At 66.1% G+C, this 23451-nt stretch carries 13 protein-coding genes and 1 pseudogene; 5 read left to right on the top strand and 9 right to left on the bottom strand.

Annotated features, from left to right (window positions below):
• Nucleotides 1–603 precede the first annotated feature (603 nt).
• Entirely contained in the window at nt 604–4635 is a 4032-nt protein-coding gene (locus ACF1AG_RS32730) for an NACHT domain-containing protein (protein WP_391810886.1), read from the top strand.
• Between the two features lie 741 nt (nt 4636–5376).
• Here the strand turns inward: ACF1AG_RS32730 and ACF1AG_RS32725 are convergent.
• The 6 genes and pseudogenes from ACF1AG_RS32725 to ACF1AG_RS32700 form a co-directional block, all read right to left on the bottom strand.
• Entirely contained in the window at nt 5377–6669 is a 1293-nt protein-coding gene (locus ACF1AG_RS32725) for a pentapeptide repeat-containing protein (protein ID WP_391810885.1), read from the bottom strand.
• A 360-nt stretch (nt 6670–7029) separates the two neighbouring features.
• Nucleotides 7030–7359 (bottom strand): hypothetical protein, encoded by a 330-nt coding sequence (locus tag ACF1AG_RS32720; protein ID WP_391810884.1) that lies wholly within the window; start codon nt 7357–7359, stop codon nt 7030–7032.
• A 96-nt stretch (nt 7360–7455) separates the two neighbouring features.
• Nucleotides 7456–7605: pseudogene (locus ACF1AG_RS32715) on the bottom strand (hypothetical protein); the annotation flags it as partial.
• 120 nt (nt 7606–7725) lie between these two features.
• The gene (locus tag ACF1AG_RS32710; RefSeq protein WP_391810883.1) at nt 7726–8277 is read right to left on the bottom strand and encodes a zinc-ribbon domain-containing protein; all 552 of its coding nucleotides are present in this window, start codon (nt 8275–8277) and stop codon (nt 7726–7728) included.
• A 35-nt stretch (nt 8278–8312) separates the two neighbouring features.
• Nucleotides 8313–8699 (bottom strand): hypothetical protein, encoded by a 387-nt coding sequence (locus tag ACF1AG_RS32705; RefSeq protein WP_391810882.1) that lies wholly within the window; start codon nt 8697–8699, stop codon nt 8313–8315.
• A gap of 1062 nt (nt 8700–9761) precedes the next feature.
• Nucleotides 9762–10604, bottom strand: coding sequence for a transposase family protein (locus ACF1AG_RS32700; protein ID WP_391810881.1), 843 nt, complete (start codon nt 10602–10604; stop codon nt 9762–9764).
• Between the two features lie 293 nt (nt 10605–10897).
• On the opposite strand from ACF1AG_RS32700, the gene ACF1AG_RS32695 reads away from it, so the two are divergent.
• The gene (locus tag ACF1AG_RS32695; RefSeq protein WP_391810880.1) at nt 10898–11392 is read left to right on the top strand and encodes a hypothetical protein; all 495 of its coding nucleotides are present in this window, start codon (nt 10898–10900) and stop codon (nt 11390–11392) included.
• A gap of 47 nt (nt 11393–11439) precedes the next feature.
• On the opposite strand, the gene ACF1AG_RS32690 is transcribed toward ACF1AG_RS32695, so the two are convergent.
• Entirely contained in the window at nt 11440–11790 is a 351-nt protein-coding gene (locus ACF1AG_RS32690) for a hypothetical protein (protein ID WP_391810879.1), read from the bottom strand.
• Here ACF1AG_RS32690 and ACF1AG_RS32685 point away from each other — a divergent pair.
• The 3 genes from ACF1AG_RS32685 (at nt 11789) to ACF1AG_RS32675 (ending at nt 14312) form a co-directional block, all read left to right on the top strand.
• Entirely contained in the window at nt 11789–12376 is a 588-nt protein-coding gene (locus ACF1AG_RS32685) for a transposase family protein (RefSeq protein WP_391810878.1), read from the top strand. The two genes, ACF1AG_RS32690 and ACF1AG_RS32685, sit on opposite strands and share 2 nt — an antisense overlap.
• An 879-nt stretch (nt 12377–13255) precedes the next feature.
• Entirely contained in the window at nt 13256–13540 is a 285-nt protein-coding gene (locus ACF1AG_RS32680; RefSeq protein WP_391810877.1) for a hypothetical protein, read from the top strand.
• A gap of 82 nt (nt 13541–13622) precedes the next feature.
• Nucleotides 13623–14312, top strand: a complete 690-nt coding sequence (locus ACF1AG_RS32675; protein ID WP_391810876.1) for an AbiV family abortive infection protein — start codon at nt 13623–13625, stop codon at nt 14310–14312.
• A gap of 82 nt (nt 14313–14394) precedes the next feature.
• Here ACF1AG_RS32675 and ACF1AG_RS32670 read toward each other — a convergent pair whose 3' ends face one another.
• Together ACF1AG_RS32670 and ACF1AG_RS32665 are read right to left on the bottom strand one after the other, a co-directional pair.
• Complete coding sequence (locus ACF1AG_RS32670; protein ID WP_391810875.1) at nt 14395–15138, bottom strand: GIY-YIG nuclease family protein; 744 nt, start codon at nt 15136–15138, stop codon at nt 14395–14397.
• A gap of 2134 nt (nt 15139–17272) precedes the next feature.
• Entirely contained in the window at nt 17273–23395 is a 6123-nt protein-coding gene (locus tag ACF1AG_RS32665) for an RHS repeat domain-containing protein (protein ID WP_391810874.1), read from the bottom strand.
• Nucleotides 23396–23451 lie beyond the last annotated feature (56 nt).

Genomic DNA, 23451 nt, shown 5'->3' with positions numbered 1-23451 from the left:
GTCAACTCGCCCTTGAGTCAAGGGTGTTGCGGCCTATCCTGCTGCATGTAGAGCATCTCCCCCGGTACGCGCCCCCTGAGAGGGCAGGGTGTAGCCTACGATTCGATCTCACCGGTTTCCTCATCCCGTGAGGGTGCGCCCCTGCTGGTCATCACGGGCCGCTCAGGAACCTGTGTTTCCCCACACGCGTGGGGATCAGCCGTACAGCAGGGCGGCCAGCTGGGCGATACGCGGCCTTCCCTACAAGGGCAGGGGTGTGCCCTTCTGGATCATGATGACGACGAGGCCGACGCCCTCCCCACACGCGTGGGGGTCTGTCCACCGATGAGGCCCGCCGCCTTCTCGACGCGCTGGCTTCCCCATACGCGTGGGGGTCTATCGCCGACCAGGCGGCCGATGTAGTTCTGGCTGATGTGCTCCCCACACGTGGGGGTCTGTCGTCGGTCCGCCGCACTGACAGTCACGTGCAGTGCGTCCCCAACGTGCGAAGTCCATTCCTATTCGCAGCTGTCCAGCCGGGGGGATCAGTCTCTGGGCTGCTGGTCGGCGCCTGTGCGATGCGCTTGAATGCCGACCACGGTTGCGACAGATCAAGGGGGTTCGGTGGGCTTTGTCGCCGGGGAGCATGTTGCGTGGACCCGATGGTGGGGACCGGAGCAGGCCGAGAACAGGCTATTCAACGGGGTCTTGCCGGATCCACGCAATGAACACACGCAGTTCATCAACCGGCATGTGAGGCGGCTGGAGGACTTCGCGGCGTGCCGGGCCCTCGTACTTCTGGGCGATCCTGGGACGGGCAAGTCATCCGAGCTAGAGACAGAGATCAATCGGCGCAGGACGGCCGGTGAGCACGTCGAGCACATCCTGCTGGGGGACTTGCTGACCGCGGAAGAGGTGCGAGATGCCGTCCAGGGCGCGGACGCCAGGTGGCGGGCGGCCGGGTCGCCGGGTGACCTGACCTTGGCGCTCGATGGATTCGACGAGCCGCTGTTCGCCCTTCAAAACCTAGCCGCAGTATTGGAACGCGAGTTGGAGCGGCTCGATCGGGACCACCTGAGGGTGCTGATCACGAGCAGGCGGTCTGCCTGGCGGGATCGGCTGAGCGGGGCGTTCGCCCGGTGGTGGCCTGGTGACGCGACCGGCTCGCTGGTTCTGGCCCCGTTGACGGAGCGGGACATCCGGCAGGCCGCAGCCACGGAACTCGACGACCCAGACGGCTTTGTCGCATCCCTGAAAGCGGCCGACGTGCTGTTGCTGGCGGCCTCCCCCATGACCCTGCGTCTGCTGCTGGTGGCGCGCCTGGAGCGCAGCATGCCGTCGCAGCGTCACCGCATTTACGCCCTGGGGGTGAGCGGGCTGGTCACGGAGGCCAACGCGGGCCGAGTGGAGCGGGGTCAGGATGACCCTCCGCTGGATGAGCGGCTCGCCGCGGCGCGGCGTCTGGCGGCGGTCGGTCTGCTGTCGGGGCGGTCCCGGGTCATCCGCCGGTCCCAGGCCGTGCAGAGCGACACCGCCGTGGCGCTGAACGAAGTGGCTGATACCGAAAGGGACCTTGATGCTCTTCAGGCTGTCTTCGCCAGCGCTCTACTTACCGACGGCGGCACTGGCAGGGAGTGGACGCATCGCACTATTCAGGAGTTCCTCACCGCGCAGCAGTGCGAAAGGCTGCCCTTGGCCAGTGTGCGCAACCTGCTGGCCGATCCGGGCCGTCCTGACCGGATCCTGCCCCAGCTGGCCGGGGTAGCGGCGTGGTTGGCCGCCTTGCGGGCGGACGTGGTCGACTGGCTGGCCGGTGCCGAGCCCGAGGTATTGGTGCAGGCCAATCTGCAGGATCTTCCGGAGCCAGCCCGGGCTCGGGTTGCTCAGAAGGTCGTGGCGAGACTCGCGTCGGCTCCGGTGCCGGGCATCCGCTCCGGCTATGTCGGCTTGCTGCATGCAGGTCTGGGATCGCAGCTTGCTCCGCTGCTCGCAAGCGGTGAGCCGGCCTGGCGGCAGCAGGAGGCCGCCTTGATGGTCCGGGCCACAGGGGTTCGCGAACTCGACCGGCCGCTCATGGACCTTGTGGAACAGGCGGCCCGGGGCCGGGGTCGTGAGGACTACGACGACCGCGTCCGTGCCGCGGAGTGGGCTGCCCGTGCCCTGCACGGGACCAAGGAACCCGCCGTCCTCGACCGGGCCAAGCGCCTTGCGGCCGACGCCGCACAGCCGTGGCCGGTGCGGGCTGCGCTGCTGCCCGTACTATGGCCCCAGCACGTGGACATGTCCTGGCTGCTGGAGACGATCGCCGAGGCGGACCGTGTGCCGCACAGCCCCATGGGCCGACGGGTCGTGGCCATGCTCGCGCGTGAAGCCGAAGCTGGCGGGTGCGGTGTCGAGGACCTCGAGGCGTGGGCTGCGCCTCTTTCATCCGGTGCCCACGGTGACCCGGCGGTGCGACGCATGCTCAGCCGCGCCGCCTGGGCCGCTGTCGCGACCTGCCCGGTCGGTTCGCCTGCCTGGCGGGCAGGCGGACGGCTGCTGGATGCGCAGTGGGCCGCCAACGGCGAACTGCACGGGATCAGCCGTGACGAGATCACGGCACTGGCGCCGCAGCTCCGCCGGCAGCTGGTCAAGGACCTGGTGCAGCGGGCCGGCTCCGGACACGTGGTGACGGCACGACTCAAGGACGCTGGCCTGCTGCACAAGGAAGATCTTGATTGGTGGCTGGACGATCTGCGCGATGCCGGCGCTCAGCAGGCGGTCAGCGCACCGGCGTTCTTCGCCGTGTACGCGCTGGCCGACGCGGTCGATGACGAGGAGGCCTCACGCGTTGCGGATGCGGCAGAGGCAGCGGTGCCGCGGTGGCATGCCCTGGCCGAACGGTTCGCTGCGACTGCGCGCGCCGAACGCGCCGCCCGGCCTCACCTGGCGGCGGCCGGTAGCGGGTCATGGAGCGCCGAACAGGTTCTGAAAGAGCCGCAGTTCGCCAGGGTGATGGGCGGCTTGCAGCACCGCGCCGAGGTGGCCGGCAGACCGGGGCCGGTCCCCGCCTGGCCGGCTCTGACCCCGGCACAGCAGCGCGCCGTCGCTGAGCGGGCCGTGTCGTTTCTGAGTTCCGGTCCGGACGCCGCGGACGAGGTGAACGCTTACCTCATCGAGAGTGCCTGCCAGGTGGTCACAGCCGTCGACCGTACCTGGCTCGACCGCGTCCCCGCGCCCCACTGGATGGGGTGGCTGCCCGGCCTGTGGGACGTGCCCGGTGGCTACACAGTGCTGTCCCTTGCTCTGGAGCGGGCAGCCGCACACGACGAGGACACCACCATCGGCTTCCTCACGCAGAAGATGCACCGGGACGCCGGCACGGTCGCCTTCCATCAACGGCATATGAAAAGCCGACGGCTCAGCGCCCAGGCACTGACCCATCTCACCGAAGGTGAATACCCGGCGCGCGCTCTGGCCGAACTTCTCGACATCGCCGCCACCGCGTTGCCCGGCCCGACCACCGAACTGGCCCTCAATCTACTGCAGCGCCATACCTCCGCGTCCTCTGCGCAGGAACCGATCACGTCAGGCAACCAGGACACCGCCCTGGTTGCCGGTGCCTGCCTCGCCGCGTGCCCGATGCCGCCGAAGGTGTTCGAGGGCCTGCTCCGAGTCTTCGAAGACGACCACAAACTCGCACGGGACATCATTTACCGAGCCCATCAAAACGCCCACGGCGCCTGGTCCGCCCTGTCCCCGCCGCAGCGTGGACGGCTCTACCTGTGGGCGCACCAGGCGCTGCCGCGGCCCCTGGTCGCCTCCGGACGCATAGTGCGCAGCGATCCCGCCGACGAGTTCGCCTCCCACATCCTCAGCCCGCTGCTCGCGCAGCCCTCCTCGGACAACGCCGCCATCCTGGAAGACCTCGCCGCACAGACCGAGAGTGTGTGGCTGCGCGCCGACGCCGCACAGATGCGGGATGCCCTGCGCGCGCAGGCCTGGCGGCCGCCGACGGCCGCAGAGGTGTGTGAGGTGCTCACCGCACCGTCCCGCCGGATCATCCGGTCCCCGGAACAGCTCGCCGCCGTCATGGCCGAGGCGCTCAAAGACATCGCGGACGACCTGCGCACGGACCGTGCCCTACGCGCCCAGCTCTGGCACCGCCAGCGCAAGGACAACGTCTGGGCTGGTTATGTGCCGAAGGAGGAAATCGAGGTGTCGACCTGGCTCGCCCGCGAGTTGCAGCGAAGAGTGCGGGACAGAGCGGCTGTCCTGCGCGAGGTGGAGATCAACCCACGCCTGGCACACACGATGGGTGACATCCCCGACCTTCTCGCTGTCGCGCAGACCACCGGTGGTCAGGGCATGTCCGTGCCCGGCGAGGTCAAATGCAGCTGGCACAGAGAAGTCGTTACCGCCATTCGGGACCAGCTCGGCCGCCGTTACCTCCAGGGCCCGATGGGGACAACCGGCGTGTATGTGGCTGTCCATTACAGCAGCAGCGCCTGGGATGACGGCGACAGCCGCCGCGCCCGGGCGAGCCGCCACAGCCCGGAGCAGCTCCGTGACGATCTCCAGAAGCACGCGCGGGCCTTGGCCACTCAGGGAGTCACTGCTCACGTGTGTGTGCTCGATGCCTCGCTGGACGACGATGCTCTGGCTGTCGATGGATGAAACGCCGCGCTCCGGCACGGTGATGTCCTCTTCTGAGTGGCCACCGCACGAGTCGGACGCCCACCTTGCCGTCCTTCAGCCCCAACAGCGCCACCCTGTGCCGTTCCAAGACCGGTCTTCGGCATGTCCTGGCCCTTCGTACCCGTCGGCATCTTGCTGTCGTAGCTGACAACGGGTTCTCACCAGAGCAACCAAATCCGGTAAAATCGGCAGTAATAGGGTGTGTCGGTCCACCGCCTCACGGCTCAGCAGGAGCCTTCCCATACGCGTGGGGTCTGTCGTAGTCGTCAGCATTTCGGACAGCTCCAGCTTCACATCCCGGCCGGGTGGCCCTCCCTGTACGCATGGGGTCCGCCCCACCAACAGGCATACGCTGAAAGCGCAGCCATCTCTTCCCCATCCTGTGGCCGTCTCTCACCCAGGCAAAGTCGTCGTCGATCGGGTGGAACCTCTACCCGCTCCTGCGGGGTCACTCCGTCGCCCCCAGCCAACGGCGGACGAAGATCGCCTCCGTCTGATACGTGTCGGGGCCTGTCCCCCACAGTCCGTTCGGCACCTGCCAAAGCCCCGGATGTGAAGCATGATCCCTCGCGCAGAGGTGCTCCCCCTCGCATGGGAGTCTGTCCGCCATCGCGAGGCTTAGCGTCCGTGATGGGTTGTACTCCTCCGCGCGCGGAGCTGTCGCGCACTTGGCCGGGGCGTGACCTCCATGTGCAAGTCGTCTCACTCCTAGCCTCTTCCTCAATCGGCTGCCCCACACTCGTCGATCCGGTCCTTGACCTGCGGGTCGCCAGCCACCCTTGCGGGGAGCCTCGTGTCCTTGGTTAGGTGCGCCTTGATGATCTGGCGGACGTCCAGCCCGCGGGCGGAACCAAGGTCGGCAGCGTCGAGTTTGGCGTCTGCGAGGTCTGCGTGGGCCAGGTTGGAGCCGTTGAGTACGGCCCCGGTGAGGTCCGCTTCCGCAAGAGTTGCGCCGACGAGGTCGGCGTCTGTGAGGTCCGCGCCCTCGAGGTTCGCCCCGCTCAGGTCGGCGTGCTCGAGTTGAGTGTGCCTCAGAGTGGCCTTCATGAGGAGCGCGCCCGTTAGGTTGGCACCGGTTATGGATGCATGGCTGAAGTCGACGTGTGTAAGGTCTGCGCCCACCAGGACGGCGTCGGTCAGGACGGCGTTTGTGAATTTCGTGCCCACGACAGTCGCACCGGTGAAGTCGGCGGTCGGGGCGATCGCGTCGGACAGGTCGCCATCCCACAGGGTGGCCCCGGTCAGGGATGCCGCTGCCAGATGGGCGCCGGTGAGCACGACGGCGTTCAGATGGGCGCCCGTGAGCTCGGCTCCCTGCAGGTTCGCGTCGCTCAGGTCCACGTCGCTGATCACGGCCCCGGTGAGGCGTGCCCCGCGCAGGTCGGTCACCGGATGGCTGCGCCCCGTCGGCTGGCGCCCGAGGACGGTCAAGGCCGCCATGACGTCAGGGACGCGGGACACAACCGGTTCCGCGGGCTCCTCTTCCGTGGCCTCATCGCTCCCCCGGCCCGGCCTGTTGCCGCGTGCCGGCGGCGTGCGCACGAATGCCGAGAGCACCTCGACGACTGTCCTGTGGTCCCTCTCGCTGTCGTTCATGATCCGCTCGAGGCTGTAGATGCCACCTAGTCGCTCGTGGAGATTACCGGACCCGAGCAGCTTGATCGCTGCGATGTACCGCTCGGTGACCTGCCCCTCGCGCGTCAACGCTGCCTGCTCGCGGTCCTTCTCGCGCACGTGGGCGAACTGCTCCTGGCTGTGCTCGTACAGCTTCTCTGCATGCTGGTGGGTGCGATGGGTGTAGTAGAGCCCGAGTGCGGCGACCGCCCCGGCCCCGAGTGCGACGAGCATGGTTCGGAAGCCGGTGATGACGACGCCGTCGGCCGGCTGGAGGTCTTTCTCCCTGAGGTGGGGGCCGTCGATCCACCACGGCCCGCGCCACAGAAGCAGGACGTAGGCGAGCGCGGCGAGCGCGCCGACTACGGCAAGGACGAGGCGTCGGGTCTGCGGCTTCATACGGTCAATGATGACCGGACGCTTAGCGTCAGATCCCCGAACGCATCATCACTGAGGTGGCCTTGAGCTTCTGAATGAGCTCGCCAGCTCAACGTCTGCCAGCTGCATCGATCCAGCCGCTGCAGCCGATTCCGCTCGAGTAAAGTGAACAGAAACCAGTCTTGTGGTGCGCGAACCGGCAGACCGATAAGGGTACTCCCTACGCGCGTGGGGGTCTGTCGAGCGGGCAGTGAACGTCTGCGGGGTAGCGTGGCCCTACCCACACGCGTGGGGGTCTGTCGCCTCACTACGAGGCCGACGGGTATTCCCCCGCACGAGTGGAGGCTGTCAACTCCTGCTGCATCTCTACCACAACAGGCCTCAGCGCTGGGTCGCTAGTTCCTCGTCTTGCCTGCTTGCCCAGTCCCTCACCCGCCCGATTGTCTCGTCTGGCTTCGGCAGCGCCGAGTACACGACGAACTCCGCGTAGTTCGGGTCGTCGATCGACAGCGGCGGCAATGGATACTCGCGCAGCCTGGCCACCAGGTATCCGGCGGCCAGCAGGTCACGGGACTTCACGATGTCGAGGTCAACCTTGTCCGCATGCCAGTAGGAGCCGTCGTACTCGATGGCGAGCTTCCGCTCCCCTGCCGTCTCGACCGTGATGTCGACGAGCCAGCTCGCCCGCCGGGCGAATGCCTCGTGCCGCACTGACTGGCCGGACGATGCCCGGCCGAAGGCACGCTCCGCGGCTGCCCAGTGTTCCAGCTCTATGCGGGACTTGCCATGCTCCCTGCACTCGGGGCAGCCGCTGCCGCTAGCCCGTGAGGACAGGGCAGCCTGCCATGCGTGATCCGGGTTTGCGGAGCATATCCAGGCAGGTGTGAACAAGGTCTGGCCGGTCGGGCGCACCTGCCACGCGGACAGCGGATTGGCCGGCGACCACTCCGCCGCCAGATCAGGGAAGTGGTGGGCGAGCGAGTCGAGGATCGTGCGGCACTCCGGGCAGCGCAGGCGCTGGCCCTGTTCCCGACGGGCCGGTGTCTCTTGCCACTCGTGGCCGCAGTCTTCGTCTCGCTACCACACGAGCTTGCGTGAACCGGGCGACGCCTTCGACAGTTGAGTCTTGCCGTTCTTTGTCGGGTGCCACTGTGCGGCGATCTCGGCGTTGAGTCCCAAGGCCTCAGGATCGGCCTCGATCGCCTCAAGACGCGTCACGCGTGTGTCCTGGCCGCGGCAGGACGGGCAGCCGTTACGCAGATACGTGAGCGGAGACTGGCGACAGTGGTGACCTCGCGGGCAACATAGCCGACGGTGCCGGTAGTCCGCGACCATTACGGTCCGGGGATCTGTCTCGTCGTCCCAGGCGGCGAGCAGTTCGGGCACGTCCGCGACCGGCGTCCTCTGATAACGCGCGTGCTCCGCCTCCCACTCAGCCCGTCGCTTCGGTTCGCACTCCGGACACTCGCGCATGTTGACCATGTCGAGGATCCGTTTCCTGAACCGCAGCCCGCAGCCGGGGCAACGCCAGGCCGCCTCCCGCCGGGCCTTGACGGTGGCGGTCTCCCAGATGGCGGCGTCGTTGTGCTCAGTCGAGGACGGGCAGTTCGCTGTCCTTGAAGAGGTCACGCCGTTTAGGCCCGGCAGGCTTGGTCATCTGCCGCTCACGCCGAGGGGTGACCTGGCACTGGCAGCCGAATCCGATGCCCCCCCAGCCTCGCGGCGCTCAACCGGCCGCAGTAGCGGCACCGGACATGGTGCGGGTCGTCGGAGAAGGAGGGCGCAGTCAGTGCGCTGAGGTAGTCGTATCCGTTCTTCTCGGCGTGCTCCCGCGCCTCGGCCTGCGGAACCGGGTTCAGGTCGGCGTACGCGCCCATCGCCTGTCGAGCCTCCTGGGCCCACTGCCGCCAGTAGCAGGCCCGGCACGTCACTTCCCCATAGGCGTTCTTTTCCAGGGTGTACTCGAAGCGATAGTGCGCCTCGCAGCCGCATGCCAGGCACCGGGTCAGACGCCACGCCTTCGGTTTCGTGAACGGTTCCAGCGGTTCCAAGCCGCCCTCACGCAGAATCTGCGTGATGTGGGCGTCACACCAGGTGCTCTTCGTACGTGTAGAGAACGCGGCAGGCTGCCCGCAGTCCGCCTCAGAGCACAGTTGGGTCGTCTTACGGGGCGATAGGGAACTCACGTACGGATTCTCGCAGGCGTGTGTGCGCCAGGGCACGAAGCGACGTAATTGCTTCTTCCTTGCTGACGTCACTCGTCAGCTGCCGCCCGGGGTCTCCTGAGCGAAAAGGGTCCGCAACGCCTGCGGCGAGAGGGCCAAGCCCTGGGACGACCCCACAGCGGCCGCAGGAGGCGCTCCCGCACCACAATGACCGCGCTTCTGGTAAACCAGGCCACCGCATAGTCAGGCAGTGCAAGCAGAACCGCCCATGACAACCCCCACCAGGCGGCGGCTCCACCAGCGCGGCCAGCTCAGGTAAAGTGAGCAAAAATATGCCCTACCGGTCTCTAGAACCGCAGGTGAGCAAGGGTCTTCCCCACACACGTGGGGGTCTGTCCATCCGCAGGTTGCGGTAGCCGGTCGGATGCTGGTCTTCCCCACACGCGTGAGGGTCTGTCCATCACCGACACCGTCACCGCCCGCGCCATGCTCTCTTCCCCCGTATGTGGGAGTCCCCCCGACGGTGACGATTCCGACTTCGGACGCCCAGCGTTCCCCATGCACATGGAGGTTCGTTCGGGGGACCACGCGGTGAGACATCGCCGAGGTGGCGCCTTCCCCATGCAGGTGAGTCTTTCACCACGGACAAACCGTCGGAGCACCGTGCGCGTACTCCCACTCGGTCACCGGCCCATGAACTCGTCCCGGCCCTCAGCGGGATGGTGATTGCTGATCGACCGGCGGACGGACACAGCAACCCAGTAATGCCCGGTCACAGCGCTCGGGTTCATTCGCCCTCAACGGCGCTCTTTGGGGATCTTCTCGGCCATCACGCACGGCGCCCACCGACAAGGGCAAAGCACAAAACAACAGGTCAGATAGCCACTCCTATGGCCTTCTCGTTCCGTTACGCTGGGGATTCTCACACCACGTCACCAGAACTTCTCACTAACGAGCTCGTGCACGGTAGGCGGTGAGGCGTCGAAGGCTTCGACATGGCTCCGTGTTCACAGCTGCCGTGCCCAGGCCAGGTCCGCGGTCTGCTGGTGGGACAGCAGGCCGGCGGATGGCCTGGACGGTGTGGCTCATGTGTTCGCGGCGGCCGAGGTGGCGGGTCAGGGTCCGCCAGTTCTTCAGGTGGGCGATGCCGTGTTCGACACGGATGCGGCGTGAGGAGTGTGCTTTGCGCTGTCGTTCGTGCATCTCCTCGTACCAGTCCGGGGCGTTCTTCTTGAACTTGCGGTGCGGCGGTGTGATCACACGCCCGTCGGTCTGGGCACCCAGGCCCTGGTAGCCGGCGTTGGCGAGGATCTCCACCGCGGGTCCGTCGGCCAGGAGCCTGACCAGCCCTAATTGGCGGGCGTGGGTGATGTCTGCGCAGCTGCCGGGCTTGGTCGGGCTGCAGAAGAGCACGCGGCCGTCCTCGTCGGTGACGACCATGGTCTTGACGGCGTTCTGCTTGTTTTTGCCGGAGATGAATTTGTCGCGGTCCTTGCGTCCGGCGGCCGGGCGGCGGACCCGGGTCTCGGTGCCGTCGATGATGCCGGTCTTCCCGTCGGTACCGAGGTGGTCGATGACCTCGGCGAGGGTCCGCAGCCGCACTCCGGGGCTGATGGTGCACCCTCGCTCGGCGAGCAAGGGCCACACCTCTGCGACGGCGCGGGTGATGGTGGAGCGGTCGACACCGAACCAGCAGGCGAGCACGTCGTGCGTGGTGGCACGCCGGAGGTGCACGAGCGTGGCCAGGAGCCGGTCGACGAACACCAACCAGTGCTTCGCTCCGGCGCCCACAGCACGCTTCCGCGGACGGGACGCAAGCCTGGCCTGGTGCCGCTCGTGCCACAACGGGCCAAGCTCTGCAACGAGTTCAGCAATCACGTCGGCCGACAGGCCCGTGATCCTCCGGTCACTGATGATCGCTGCGCGAGACGCGGTCCCCACCACACGACCATGATCGACGATCAGAAGCTCGACGCCTCACCGCCTACCGTGCACGAGCTCGTTAGGGCCCCTACCTTCGGATCGGCCCTTTCCTGCATACCCCTGCCCCTCTGCTGCCGCCCGCTGGGCGGCAGGATGGGGCGATGGCAATGAGCGAGACGGAACTGCTGGCCCTCCTGCGCGAACTCGACGACCCCGAGCGACTGGAACAACCGCAGCACTACGACCGCGCCGTGACCGGCCTCGCGTTCAGCGCTCTGATCCGCCGGCTCGAAGCGGACTTCGGAGCCCCGTGCGAGTCCGAGCGGGACACCCAGGACTCCAGTGAGTACGGGCGCATCCACGTGCCCGCGGACGCGACGATCTGCAGAACACGGATCGTGGTCTGCGTGAGCAAGTTCGGCTCCCTGGCTGAGGTCTGCGCCGACAATCCAGGGGCCTTCCTCGGCACGGACGAAGCCCGTGAGGAAGGCACGCTGGATCCCGCCGACCTAGCCACAGTGGAGCAGGCCCTGGCCGAACTCGGCTACGCGAGCGTCCCCGAAGAACTGCTGGAGAGCGACTACGAGGGCCCCAGCGCGCTGGAGCACTTCGCAGCGCGGCCCACCTGGTGGACGCGGTTCTTCGGCCTCTGGTGATCCGCCCACCCTGAGACGCCTTGCACCGCGGGGGCCGGATTGGGCACTCATCGAACGATGCGGATGCCTGGCAACGGAGACGACTCTCCGCCTTCTGCGGTGAGGATTTCTTGCGCCAACTGCCGGGCGCGTCCCCACCCGACGTCGGTGGCCACTGCCTCCCTTGTCCACCGATCCACGTCGGTGTCCTGGGACATCTCGCTGAAGACTTCATCGATCATCTGCAGCGAGGGCAACACAGCACGACTGAGCTGCCCCTCATCGACCAGTCGGCCAGCGAGGCGGAAGGCATCATCGAAGCTCAAGGCGATCTCATCCGGCGGCACGTCGTATTTGTCCAGCCAGGCCACCTGATCCGAAGCAGGCGCCGCGACCACAACGACCGCCTCGATCAGCATGCGGCGACGCGCTGAAAGACCAGGACTCTCCACAAAGTCATCGTGCCACGACTCCGCTCGAGCCGAGCGAACAGCCTGTCATCTCGCTGAGCACGTTCGTCCGTACTTCACTGGGCACATTCTCGAGTACGCCGACACGGCCAGGCCCGGCAGCTGCGCGGACATCACCCATGCCCGCCAGCTCGGGCTGGTCAAGCTTCTGGCCGACGGACCCGCGGTGGAGATCCTCGCCGACGCCGGCTACCAGGGCCTGGGCGCGCAGACCGGCGGACGGGTGATCACCCCACCGCACCGCGAGTTCAAGAAGAACGCTCCTGACTGGTACGAGGAGATGCACGAGCGGCAGCGCAAGGCGCACTCCTCGAAGCGGATCCGAGTCGAACACGGCATCGCCCACCTGAAGAACTGGCGGACCCTGACCCGCCACCTCGGCCGCCGCGAACACATGAGCCACACCGTCCAGGCCATCCGCCGGCCTGCTGTCCCACCAGCAGACCGCGGACCTGGCCTGGGCACGGCAGCTGTGAACACGGAGCCATGTCGAAGCCTTCGACGCCTCACCGCCTACCGTGCACGAGCTCATTAGTTGGGCAGTTCAGGCCAAACCACCAAACCACCAAGGATGACTGCGACCAGGCAGCAGCCCTCGCCCGCACGGCCAGGTCATGTAAAGTGAACCAAAAAACGCCTTGCCGATCTCCAAAAGCACAGGTGAGCGAGGGTCTTCCCCATACGCATGGGGGTCTGTCCTCCCATCCGTCGGTGCCTTCGCCGATGTCCGCGTCTTCCCCACACACGTGAGGGTCCGTCCAGCAAGCGGGGAAAGACGGGATACCAGCGATGCCCTCCCCACACGCGTGCGAGTCCGTCAGCCCTGCGGCAACGACTCATCCTGGCCCATGCGCCCCACCGGTGAGGTCTGTCTGCGAGAGTGCCGCGCAAGCGGTATGCAGACTTCCTCCCCACCACGTGGAAGTCTGTCGCCGACCGTCAGGGCGCACTGCGAGGGATCGTCCTCTCTTCCACCCTGTGGGGGTCGTTCGAGCTTTTCGGTTACATCAGCACGCGCAGGGAAGCTTTCACCACGCTCGCGAGGGGGGGCGCCTCGGCTCGCCCTCTGGTGCTTCCCCGCACGCGCGGGGGTCAGTCCGATTTCCACCAGGCTGGCCACATCACCCGGCTGTCTTCCCTACACACGTGGGGGCCTGTCGGGCATCTTCGGATACGTCTCCACGCAGCCAGCCTTCCCCGCACGCGTGGGGGTCTGCCCACCCCCGCACGGGCAGGGACCACACCTGCAGCGGCTTCCACCCACATGGAGCGCCGCCCGGCGCAGCCATCTTGGCCGGATCGACCTCGAGATCTTCCCTGCACCCGTGTGGGCGGGTCGTGAGGCGGCGGCGTATTCCGACCTTGGCCCTCAACCGCCCGACCTGAACTAGTGAAGCGGCACCGCGGCAGCTGGATGCCCAGTGCGCAGGTCTATGACGCAGTGGGCCAGGCCCTCAACTACCTGGTGCACCTGGACGAGCACCGTCTCCGCATCCGGGACCAGTTCGGCCTGGAGGGGCGGCGGGCTCGCGCCCTCGTCCTCATCAGCCATCCCGCCGCGCAGCCCGGCATTCCGGAAGACACGATCAATGACGTGCTGCGCACCGTCAACACCCACCTGGGCCGCATCGAGGTAGTGACGTACAAAGAGCTCCTGGACAACGCAGAACGCGCTCTGGGGGACGATGCAGCCCGCTGAACTGCAATTGTGCCGCTTGGCGGGGCATGAAAGCGCGGTCGGCGTCGGACGGATCCACAGACAACGAAAGGGCAGGACAGTCATGGTCGAGATGAGCCCGCGGCAGGCGCGGGAGTTCTGGAAGGCACTGGTGGACAACGCGTCCTCGCTGATCGCCGACGCCCACACGCTGCTGTCCGCAGGGTCCTTCGGGCGGGCACGGTCCCTCACCGTCCTCGCGCAGGAGGAACTCGGGAAGGCGCTGTGGATCTATGACGCCTTCCAAACGGCCTGGAGCCAGGGCGATGGTAGGTCACGGGCGGTGGACGCGCTGGCTCAGCACGGGCGAAGCCACACGAGGAAGTACCTTGCGGCCGTCGTCTTCGGAGACGGACTCGCCGAGTTCTGGGGCGACTACAGTGCCGTGCCTGAGGGGGGATCGGGCTATGCGGCATGGGAGGAAGCGCGCCGCAAACGCCAGGAGGAGGCCGAGCGCGCCGCCGGTGAGGCCAACCTCGCCAAGCAGCAGGGCTTCTATGTGGATCGCGGCGTGGACGGCACAGTCTCCTCCCCCACGGCCATGGAGGCCGGCACCACGGCGGACGACCTGCAAACGGCCGCACGCGTGATCGAGATGCTGCTCATCAGCGACCATACCCGCATGAAAACGGCTGCTACGCCGTATGACAGCACGCACGCCCAGCAGTTTCGGCTCCTGCCCATCTCCCATCCGGATGACTGGGCAGCAGCCTCCGACGGGCCCGACCGGTCAGTCGAAGACAGCGGCGAGTAGCCCCCAACGCGGGTGGGGGCTGTTCCGTCCGGTGTCCCCAGCACAAGACTGGCTCTGTTCCCGGTAATGCCTCCCGGGCGTGTCAGAAGCTGTCCGATCGCACGCGGTCAGTTCCGGTGCGAGCTCGCTGTGCCGCAAGGCCAGGTCGCCTCGCGGTACTTGTCCCGGCACCATCGCGTCGTGGAGGGGAGGGGTTGTGGCCCACCGGCCCGGGGCTGACCGCTCCGGACTGCCGCAGCAGTTTCCGCGCCGCCCGCTCAATCATCTGTATTGGGTCCGCGACGTCCCGGAAATCGAACCACTCGCCGCCCAGCGCTCGTGCGACAAAGTGTTCGTGCAGGCGTTCCTCCAGCCAGCCACCACCGCAGGAGGTCCACCGCACGACCAGCGGTGAACCGGAGCCGGACTGCAGTGTCTTACGCCGCGCAGGAACATCCTTGGACACGCCGATCTTGACGGCCTTGGGATCTACCTGCGAGGACACGGCATAAACCAAGCGGTCGTCGCGGTCCTCCTGCCGAGCAGGGGCATCACGCTGCACGAGTCCGCCCGTGTCCTGGTCGGAGAGTTCCTCTCCACGTTCGAACTCCTCCCTCAGTTCTCCTACGGCCTCCTCCAGTACACCGCGCACGTCGGCAGCACTCACCGCTCCCCGGTCAATCAGCTTCAGCATCTCCATGACCGCCAGCATGTCTATCTCTGTGCGGGGTTCAAGCACTTCGTGCGTGACGGGACCGCGCCTGCGTGCCACGGTCACGGTCAGCGGGACCTCGCGCAGCCAGTGACCATTGAAGCTGAAGTCGACGCTGAAACCTGCACCACGCATGACGCAAGAGTCCTTCCAGATCAGTCACTGCCTCAAAGGGGACCCGGCAGGCCCTTCCTTTGAAGACACCGCACTCCCAGCATGCGGACCGCGAGTATGGCAGCGAGGTCTGACAAAAGACCGCGCCTGCAGGCCGCGTCCCTGGACGGACCCTCGCGGGAGGTTGTTGCGACAGGCCCGGCAACTGGGGGTGCATAAGGAGGAGCTCGGGCTCTGCTTCACGGCCGGCCAGAGGTCCGGGCGTCCCGCCATCCTGAGTTCAGGCCCCGCCAGGCCACCCTTCTCGCCGGGATCCCCTTCGCTACCGCTACCGTCCCTCCGGTGCCCCTTGAGCGTGGCCGCAAGTCCCCGCACGCGCAAGGGTCTGTCGCACCGGCGTTCAGGCAAACCCCAGACCGATCTTGCGGCCATCGAAGCACGTGACACGTGATCCGGACGTGCAGCGAACGACCAGCGAGGCCACGCCTCTTGATGCCTCCGGGGAAGACGCCCAGGGTACCGCCGGACGACCAGCCGCAGAACCGACATCCACCGGGATCGGGATAGAAAACTGCAGGTCAGGCGGCCACCCCCATGGGCTTCTCATCTCGATGCGCTGGAGATTCTCAATCAATGTCACCAAGTTTTCTCATCTGATGTCACCGCGTATGCGCTGCGACCAGCAGGAATGCATGACATCCAAGTGAGAACAAATGGGACACTGCAATGAGAAGTCGCACCGCCATCCCGACGCCCTCGTGTGCTATCGAAGCCACGACACCGACGGATCGCATTACTCCAAAGCAGCAAGCCATGCAGAGGGCCACCGAATGGCGTCCCGAACCAGGGGAAATCTACGCGGTACGCCACCACAACGGTGGCGTACCGCGTAGACCAGGGGTTAAGGCCTCGGGTCATCCTCACCCGCAGCTCGGAGTGAGGTTTAGAAGAGCCCACAGCCCATGGCAACCCTGTCAAGAATTCGGCTACTGAGCAATGCTCCCACCCCAGTTATGCGAGACCCTCGTTGACCTCGACCACCACACCGACGAGGGAAAGAGATACCATGACACCAGCAGCGAACCGAATCGACCGCGGAGACCGTGCCGCAGGACCGGGTACCACTTCCGTCAAGAACAGGAAGACTCGATCAGCCATCTGTCCAATATTGCCGACGATGAGCACACCCAGAACGAAGAAGACTCCGTAGAATACAAGGCTCCCCACACTCATCTCAGACGAGACACGCGCAGCGATCTCGACCGCTTCGGAATTTTTCACCCGATACCAACCCATCCGCCTACAGTCCTAGCTATATCGCTGATTAGACCAACATCCGTCTCGTGCGACGTAGTTCACTCGCATCGCCGCCCCTACCTGCAGACGGACGTCGAAGCCGCCAGGGTGCCAGGCTCACGGCCGCGGTGCAGCGCTGCACACGGCTGCCGGCGGCCGGCCGCAGTGCTTCGACCCCACCGTCTGCGCGAAGACCCCGGAGCGTTCGGTGAGCATCGGCATGGCCTCGCGGCGGGCGGCGTCGATGGCCCGGTGCCGGAGACGAGGCCGAGGCGTCGCACATGAGTGAGGTCGGAGGTGACGACCAAGTCCACGGTCAGGCCGAGAGGCTCGAAGCCGACCTCGGTACGGGTTGCGGGGTGTTCGAGATTGACGTACCAGTTCCGCCGTCGGCGCCCGTCCCATTCGGGGACGAAGAAGGCATTGTCGCTGGACCTCGACGTGGGCGGGTTCCACAGCAGCAGGTCGGTCTCCTGCCACCCCGCGTCCTCGAGCTCTCACTCTCCTGTCGCCATCGCGCCGACGTTCGCAGGCGGGCCAGTCGATGCGCACTCTGCGGCGGATCAGCGCGGTGATGCTGTCGATTTGGCACACGGGCCGCAGCTCTTGGGTAAGCGGCGCAGCGCGCCCGCCGTTCTGCATACATCGATCGCGAATGCAGAACGGCGTGCACACGGTACCTCCACTAGATCGTGGAGGTCAGCTCCGACGACCTAGGATACTTCCTAGGCCTACTGCATAGGCGACGGAAATCACCATGCCGAAAGGCTCGGGAAGATACGAACAGACAACGAAAACAGCGAGTACCGAGGCCACACCGGCTAGCCACACAGTCCAGTGACGCCCTCTTATCTTCTTCTTAGTCGCCATATATATCCCTCTTGATTTTCGTCAAGTTTCGTTCCAACTTCCAGAATGCTACGCGAGTTCTCAGGCCACTAGCCACGGACTGGACAGTCGGACCCAAATATTTGGCCCCGACCCCTCCCCCAACACCGGTCCCCACGGTCTGAATACCGGCTTTCGTCCAATTCCAATTTCCCGTTCCCGCATTGGAGACTGTGTAGGTAGCCGCACCGACGGTGACCCCCACCGCAACTCCACAGACCACACTCGCTGCACAAAATCCAGCGGCGGCAAACCCTCCCACCGTGATGGCTGCATTCGTATAATCACGCCAGTTCTCGGAGAAGTGATCACCAACAGCGGAGACTACTTTTCCGCCGGTCTCGTCCCACGCATTACTCACGCCCTTTTTGATACTATCGAACAATCCGTCCTGCTTTACCTCCTCTGCACTCTTCCCTTGCTTCTGCACACTAGGCTGCGCTTTACGCTTCGCCGAATTTGCGTAGTAATCATTAGTTTGCTTCTCCACCCACTTGTAGGCACTGGAGCTGGTGTAGGCATTCCAGCGGGCGTGTTCCGAGGCAAGCTTCTTCTTATACTTCTTAGTCTTGCGACCCTGACTGTCGAGGTAGCCGTACTTTTTGTAGGCGCTTTTCATGACCTTGGCATTGCCGTAGCCCTTTCCGGTCAGATCGTCATAGATCATCTGTCCATCGGGGTCAGATGCAGTGACGGGCCGACTGTTGGCATAGGCGTAGGCGTTCATCTGCAAGGGGTCAGTGATGTCGATGAGGGGGTCGACGGAGATGAAGCTACCCAGGCTGGGGTCGTATTCGCGTGCTCCGATGTGGATGAGGCCGGTTGAGTCTTCGGTACCGTTGACGAAGCCACGAGTGCCGGGGAGACTCTCCGTCTGCTCGGAGCGAAGTTGCCCGAAGGGCAGTTGCCGGCGACGGGTAACAGTGAGGGTGGTCATGGCGACCGCTGTCATGGCGGTGCCTTGGTGGTCGTTGATGAGGTAGTTGAATCCCTTGCTGGTTCTCACCGCGATGGTTTCGCCGCCATGGGTGTAGTAGCGGGTTCCCTCCTTGACTCCTGTGGCTGTGACCTTGAGTTCGTTGTTTCCGGGGAGGGTGAGTGTCTGGCTGCCGTCGGCGTCACGGGCGACCATGCGGTTGCCGTCGGCGTCGTAGAGGTAGCTGGTGGTCTTGCCGGCCTCGGTGAGGGTGGCGAGGTGTCCTTCGTCGTCCCAGGTGAGGTTTTGCGTGCGGCTTCCGATGGTGCGGGTCTTGGCGTTGCCTGCCGCGTCGTAGGTGAATGTGCTGGTCTGTCCGTTGTCCGGTCCGCCGCTGACGGTGGCGGTCTGTGGTGCGTGGGGGATGCTGCCGCCAGCGGAGTTGTGGGTGTAGGCGGTGGTGGCGCCGGTTCGGTGGTCGGTCAGCTTCGTGCGGTTGCCGATCGCGTCGTAGGCGTAGCTGTGCCAGTAGGGGGCTGGTCCGCCGACGCTGGTGATGGCGGGTGCGTTGTTGCAGTCAGTCGTGGTGGTCCATGCCTGGGTGAGGCGTTGGAGAGCGTCGTTGGTGAAGCACTGTGTGTCGACGGTGCGGTCGGTGTCCTGCCCGCTGGCGGTGGTGAGGCTGGTTACGTTGCCTGCGTCGTCGTAGGTGTATGTGGTGTCGTCGATGCTCTTGGGTGCCAGGTCCCGGCTGGAGACTTGCCGGGTCATTCGGCCGGTGAGTTCGTCGTATGCGCGGGTGAGGTAGACCTTCTTGCCGAGGGTGCCGAATTCGAGGCCGCTGACGCGGGAGAAGGCGTCGTACTGGGTGGCGTTGACGAGGGCGACGGCTCCGGCGGTGGTCTTCTGCGGGAGGCTGAGGTGACCATAGATGGTGGTCTGGCGTTCGCTGGGGAGGTTGCCGACGGCAGGGTGGCGGATCCATTCCTGGGCGCCGGTGTAGGTGTTGTAGCCGTAGGTCCAGGTGTAGGTACCGGCCAGGGTGCCGGCGCCGTCCGGGACGGTGACGGTGCTGGTGGCGGGCTGGTAGTCGTCCGTGTATGCGGTGATGGCTGTGGTGTAGGGCTGGCCGTTGATGTAGCGGATGCTGCTGGCGAGCTGGCCCTTGGCCGCGGTGTCGTAGGTCCATTCGGCGAGCAGCGTGGTGCCCTTTTTCAGGGTGCGCTTGCGGCCGAGGTCGTCGTAGCTGGTGGTGAGGGTGATGCCTCGGGCGTCGGTGGTGGTGGTGGGGTTGCCGAGGTTGTCGTATTCGGTGTGGCTGGTGCCCTTGTCGGGGTCGTCGGCGTCGGTTTTCTGGCCGCGGGCGTCGAAGGTGTAGCGCCAGGTGTTTCCGGCGGGGTCGGTGATGGTGTCTGGTTCGTCGTATTTGCCGTAGGTGTAGCGGGTCGTCTGGTATTCGGTGCGCGCGGTGTTGGTGTACTGCAGGAGTTCGGTGGTGCGGCCGCGGACGTCGGTGAGAGTGGTGGTTGCGGTGCCGCCGGTGGGCGGGATGACGGTGGTGCGGTCACCGGCGTAGAGGGTCTTGGTGCGGTATGCCTCGTCGCCGAAGTGGCGGGTGATGGCGTCGGTGACGCGTCCCTGGCCGTCGTAGATGTTCTCCACCATGGCAGGCACTGTGTTGTCGGCGGCGCTGGTGAGGTCGGGGGACGGTGCGCCTTCTGCGTAGTAGGCGCTGTAGGTCTTGTCCGGCAGACCTCGGCTGTTGTATTTCGTCTCGGTCGTGATCCGGTTGGTGGTGCCGTATGCGCGTGTCTGTGTGGCGCGCTCGCGCAGCAGGCCGTCGTAGATCTGGTAAGTCGTGACGTACGTGCCGTCGTGCTGCAGCGTCTTGGTCTCGACTGCGTTGGGGGCAGTCCTGGAGATGGTGTAGGTGAATTCAGTGCTGGGCTGGTCGGGGTGGTCGGTCTTGGACCAGCCTGTTCTCCATACCTTCAGGGTGCGGCCGAGGCCGTCCAGGACCGCGTCGGTGCGCTTGCCGTTGGCGTCCACGACGGCTGTCGTCGCCCCGCGCGCGGGCTCGTAGTAGGTAGTGACGGTCTGCTCGAGAGTGTTGGTCTCTGACTTGGACCGGGGTGCTTCGACCGTGGTCGGGTCGTAGGCGGTGGTACTCGTGATGTTGGCAGCGTTGGTGTCCGTCAGTTCCCGGCCGTGCTGGTCATAGGTGTGGCGCGCGGTGGTGATGTAGCCGGTGCCCTTGGTGTCCTGCTCGTCGAGCCGGGTGATGTCGCCCTTGGTTGCCGGGGTGTCGAGGCTGGTGGCGCCGTCGTAGTAGTAGCGGGCAACGGAGATGAGGTCGGCCGGCAGAGAGGGCGTTTCGCCGCAGGCGACCGCGACGTTCTTGACCTCCTTGGGCAATTCCAGAATGCCGGTGGAGGAGGACGCGTAGGAGGTGGTGGTGCATTCCTCGTCGCCGGTCTTGGACAGGTCACCGAGGTCGGACTCGGTGAGGATGCGCCCGCGGGTGTCAAAGGTGCGGTTGATCTGGGCTGCGCGCCATCCGGTGGCAACGGCGGTGCGGGTCTTTTCCTGGGCGGTGCCCGTTGCGTAGGCCTGGAGGGAGCTCAGGCCCGTGCGGGGCTGGGTGGCGGTGGCCGCGGAGCGCCATGGGGTGTAGCTGATGGTCTTCTGCACGGTGCCGCCGTGACCGCTGTAGATGGCGTGTTCGCGGGGCATGCCGGCGAAGGCGGGGTGGTCGGTGACTTCGTTGCCTTCGTGGTCGGTGACTTTGGCTCCGGCGATGCCGCGGAAGTAGCGGTGCTCTTCGAGGGAGCGGGTTCCCTCGACGGGGGATCCGGTGCGTACCTGGACGCGGCCGTAGCCTTGCCGGTCTCCGTAGGTCAGGTAGGCCGGTTTGGTGAACTCGTCTTCGCTCTTGCCCCAGGCCATGCCGCCCAGGTAGCTGTAGTCGGTCTGCTTGATGGGTGCGCCGCCGGTGTTGTCGCTCTCCAGAATCTGGGTGGCGACGTAGGTGTGGAACCAGTCCAGGTAGGGCTTGTAACCGGAGGCCGGGGCGTCCGGGGGTGACCAGATGACCGGGTAGCAGCGGCGGTTGTTCGACTCGGGTGCGGGTACGTCGCCCGCCTTGCAGTCGGCCTGGGAGTAGGTGACGCCGATGCTGGAGCCGGTTTCGGTGTTGACGCGGTAGACGCGGTAGCGGTTCAGAGGCGGTACCGGGTCGGGAGATCCTCCCGTGGTGGCACCCTCGACACGGTTGGCGAGCTGCTGGCCCATGAAGGTCACCGTCGGCAGGGTGACGTCTCCGGTCCCGGTGTGGCCGGTGCGGGTGACGGATGCCAGCCACAGCGCGGGGTCGGTGCCGTCACCGGTGGAGGGGAACTGGTGGGTGAGTTTCCAGGTGTCGACCGGCTTATAGGCGCCGTTGGTCAGGATGCTGGTGTCGATCTGGGTCAGGCGCTCGCGGGTCCAGAAGGACGGTGAGAAGCGGTTGGTGCATTCCTGGCCGGCGGCGCAGTGACGGTCGAACGGGACGTCGGGCCAGTTCTTGGCGTGTGCGGCGTCGAAGGTGTCGCAGTCGGTGAAGCAGCGAGGAGCGACGGTGAAGGAGACCTGCGCGGCGGCCTTCTGGGTGTAGACGGTGTTGGAACGCAGACCGTACTCGATGCGCTCGAGGTAGCCGCCGCGGTCGTAGACGGTGGCGGTGGAGGCGCCGGTGCTGGGGTTGACGTTGAGGCCGTAGTAGTTGGCTTCCTTCTTCCAGTAGTAGGCCGTGGCGTCGCCGTGCGGGGTGACGACGTAGTCGAGGTTCCACCGCCAGGCCTGCTGGCACCAGGAGTCCTTGTAGGCGGTGGCGTGGCAGGGCTCGCCGCTCTGGTTGCCGAAGACGGGCACGGTCCAGGTGGAGTTGGTTTCCGTCTTGCCTGTCGAGTAGCCGGGAAGTCTGTTGTAGCCGAAGTGGTACTGGGTTCCGTCGGGGGTGGTCACTCGCCAGTACTCGCCGTTGTCGTCGCCGTTGGCGCGGGCGGTGTCGGCGAGCTTTTCAATTTTGGTGCCGTCGTCGTCCTCCAGGTGCCACTCGCCGGTGTCCTTGTCCTTGATCAGGACGCTGGACTGGCCGCTGAGGGTGAGGACGGCGTTGTCGTTCTTCCAGCATTGGTCGCCGCTCTTGTCGGTTCCGTTGCTGTCTGTGGTGTCCTCGGAGCAGGCGATGTAACGCCGTTCGATGGAGCCGACGTCCAATGTCCAGCCGTCACCGAGCCAGTTGGCCTGGTTGTTGGTCGCAGCGGTCCGTCCGTCGACGGCCTGGGAGCTGTAGGAGAGGCTGAGGTCCGGTCCGGGGCCTGCGGCCACTTCTGGGGTGTCGAGGTCGTAGCTCCAGGTGAAGGCTCCGCTGGAGCCGCCCGCGGACCAGGAGGCGGAGGGTGAGAGAGGGCTGGCCGTGAAGTCGCCTGCTGCTCCTGAAGCGGCGGCGGTGACGGCCAGCAGCACGGTGCCTGCGTTCGCGGTCATGCCGGTGGCTGAGCGGGCGGCGGGTGCCGAGGTGACCGGGGCGACGGTGCTGGCGGTGTCGGTCGTTGCCGGCAGGTTGACCACGCTGGCAAGGGTGGCGTGGTCGTTGTCGTTGCGGGCGGGCAGCTCTGTGCCCTTCCCGCAGTTGGTGCTGTTCGGCGCGGTGAGTGCGCAGGTCGGCAGCTGCTTGAGCGTCAGCCGGGATGCCCAGTCACCGCCGTAGGCGTGGCGGAAGCCGGAGTAGTCGACTTCAACGTTGACGGGGCCGGCGGAACCGTCCGCGGATCGGACGGCCAGGACCACGCCGTCCACGCCGAGTGACTTAGCGGTGGCGCGGCTGAGGACCTGGACTTGCGCCTTACCGGGGCTTGGGTCCTTCTTGGGCGCTCGGGGAATTTTTCCGATGCTTATCGCATGTTTTCCGGTCTCTGTTTGCCCCTTTTCCGGGAGGGTTACGGTGGTGCTGCCGACGTTTGGCCATTTCGCCTTCGGTGCAACCTTCGAGGGTGGCATCTGGGCGGGCTGACTGAGTTTGTGCGGTTTGACCTTGGCGGTTGGTACGGGGTCGGGCGCCTTCAGGTCAGGCAGCGTCAGTTCTGCTGCCGCGGCGACGGGTCCGCCAAGCAGGCTGATGGCGAGGTAGCCCGCCACCGTGACGGCGACGCCGCGTACCAGTCGTCTGCGCTGCCTCAAAGTACGAGGTCGGC

The organism is Streptomyces sp. NPDC014764, assembly GCF_043082785.1.
In the GTDB taxonomy this organism is placed as follows: Bacteria; Actinomycetota; Actinomycetes; order Streptomycetales; family Streptomycetaceae; genus Streptomyces; species Streptomyces althioticus.
The sequence above is the reverse complement of the archived record's forward strand: the minus strand, read 5'-3'. Positions and strand labels throughout refer to the sequence as shown.

Coding starts and splice junctions, on each gene's coding strand:
- ACF1AG_RS32690 (WP_391810879.1), bottom strand. CDS start 11,790: ATGCTGATCGAGGCGGTCGTTGTGGTCGCGGCGCCTGCTTCGGATCAG.
- ACF1AG_RS32670 (WP_391810875.1), bottom strand. CDS start 15,138: ATGCGTGGTGCAGGTTTCAGCGTCGACTTCAGCTTCAATGGTCACTGG.
- ACF1AG_RS32695 (WP_391810880.1), top strand. CDS start 10,898: ATGGCAATGAGCGAGACGGAACTGCTGGCCCTCCTGCGCGAACTCGAC.
- ACF1AG_RS32680 (WP_391810877.1), top strand. CDS start 13,256: ATGCCCAGTGCGCAGGTCTATGACGCAGTGGGCCAGGCCCTCAACTAC.
- ACF1AG_RS32685 (WP_391810878.1), top strand. CDS start 11,789: ATGCGGCGACGCGCTGAAAGACCAGGACTCTCCACAAAGTCATCGTGC.
- ACF1AG_RS32725 (WP_391810885.1), bottom strand. CDS start 6,669: ATGAAGCCGCAGACCCGACGCCTCGTCCTTGCCGTAGTCGGCGCGCTC.
- ACF1AG_RS32675 (WP_391810876.1), top strand. CDS start 13,623: ATGGTCGAGATGAGCCCGCGGCAGGCGCGGGAGTTCTGGAAGGCACTG.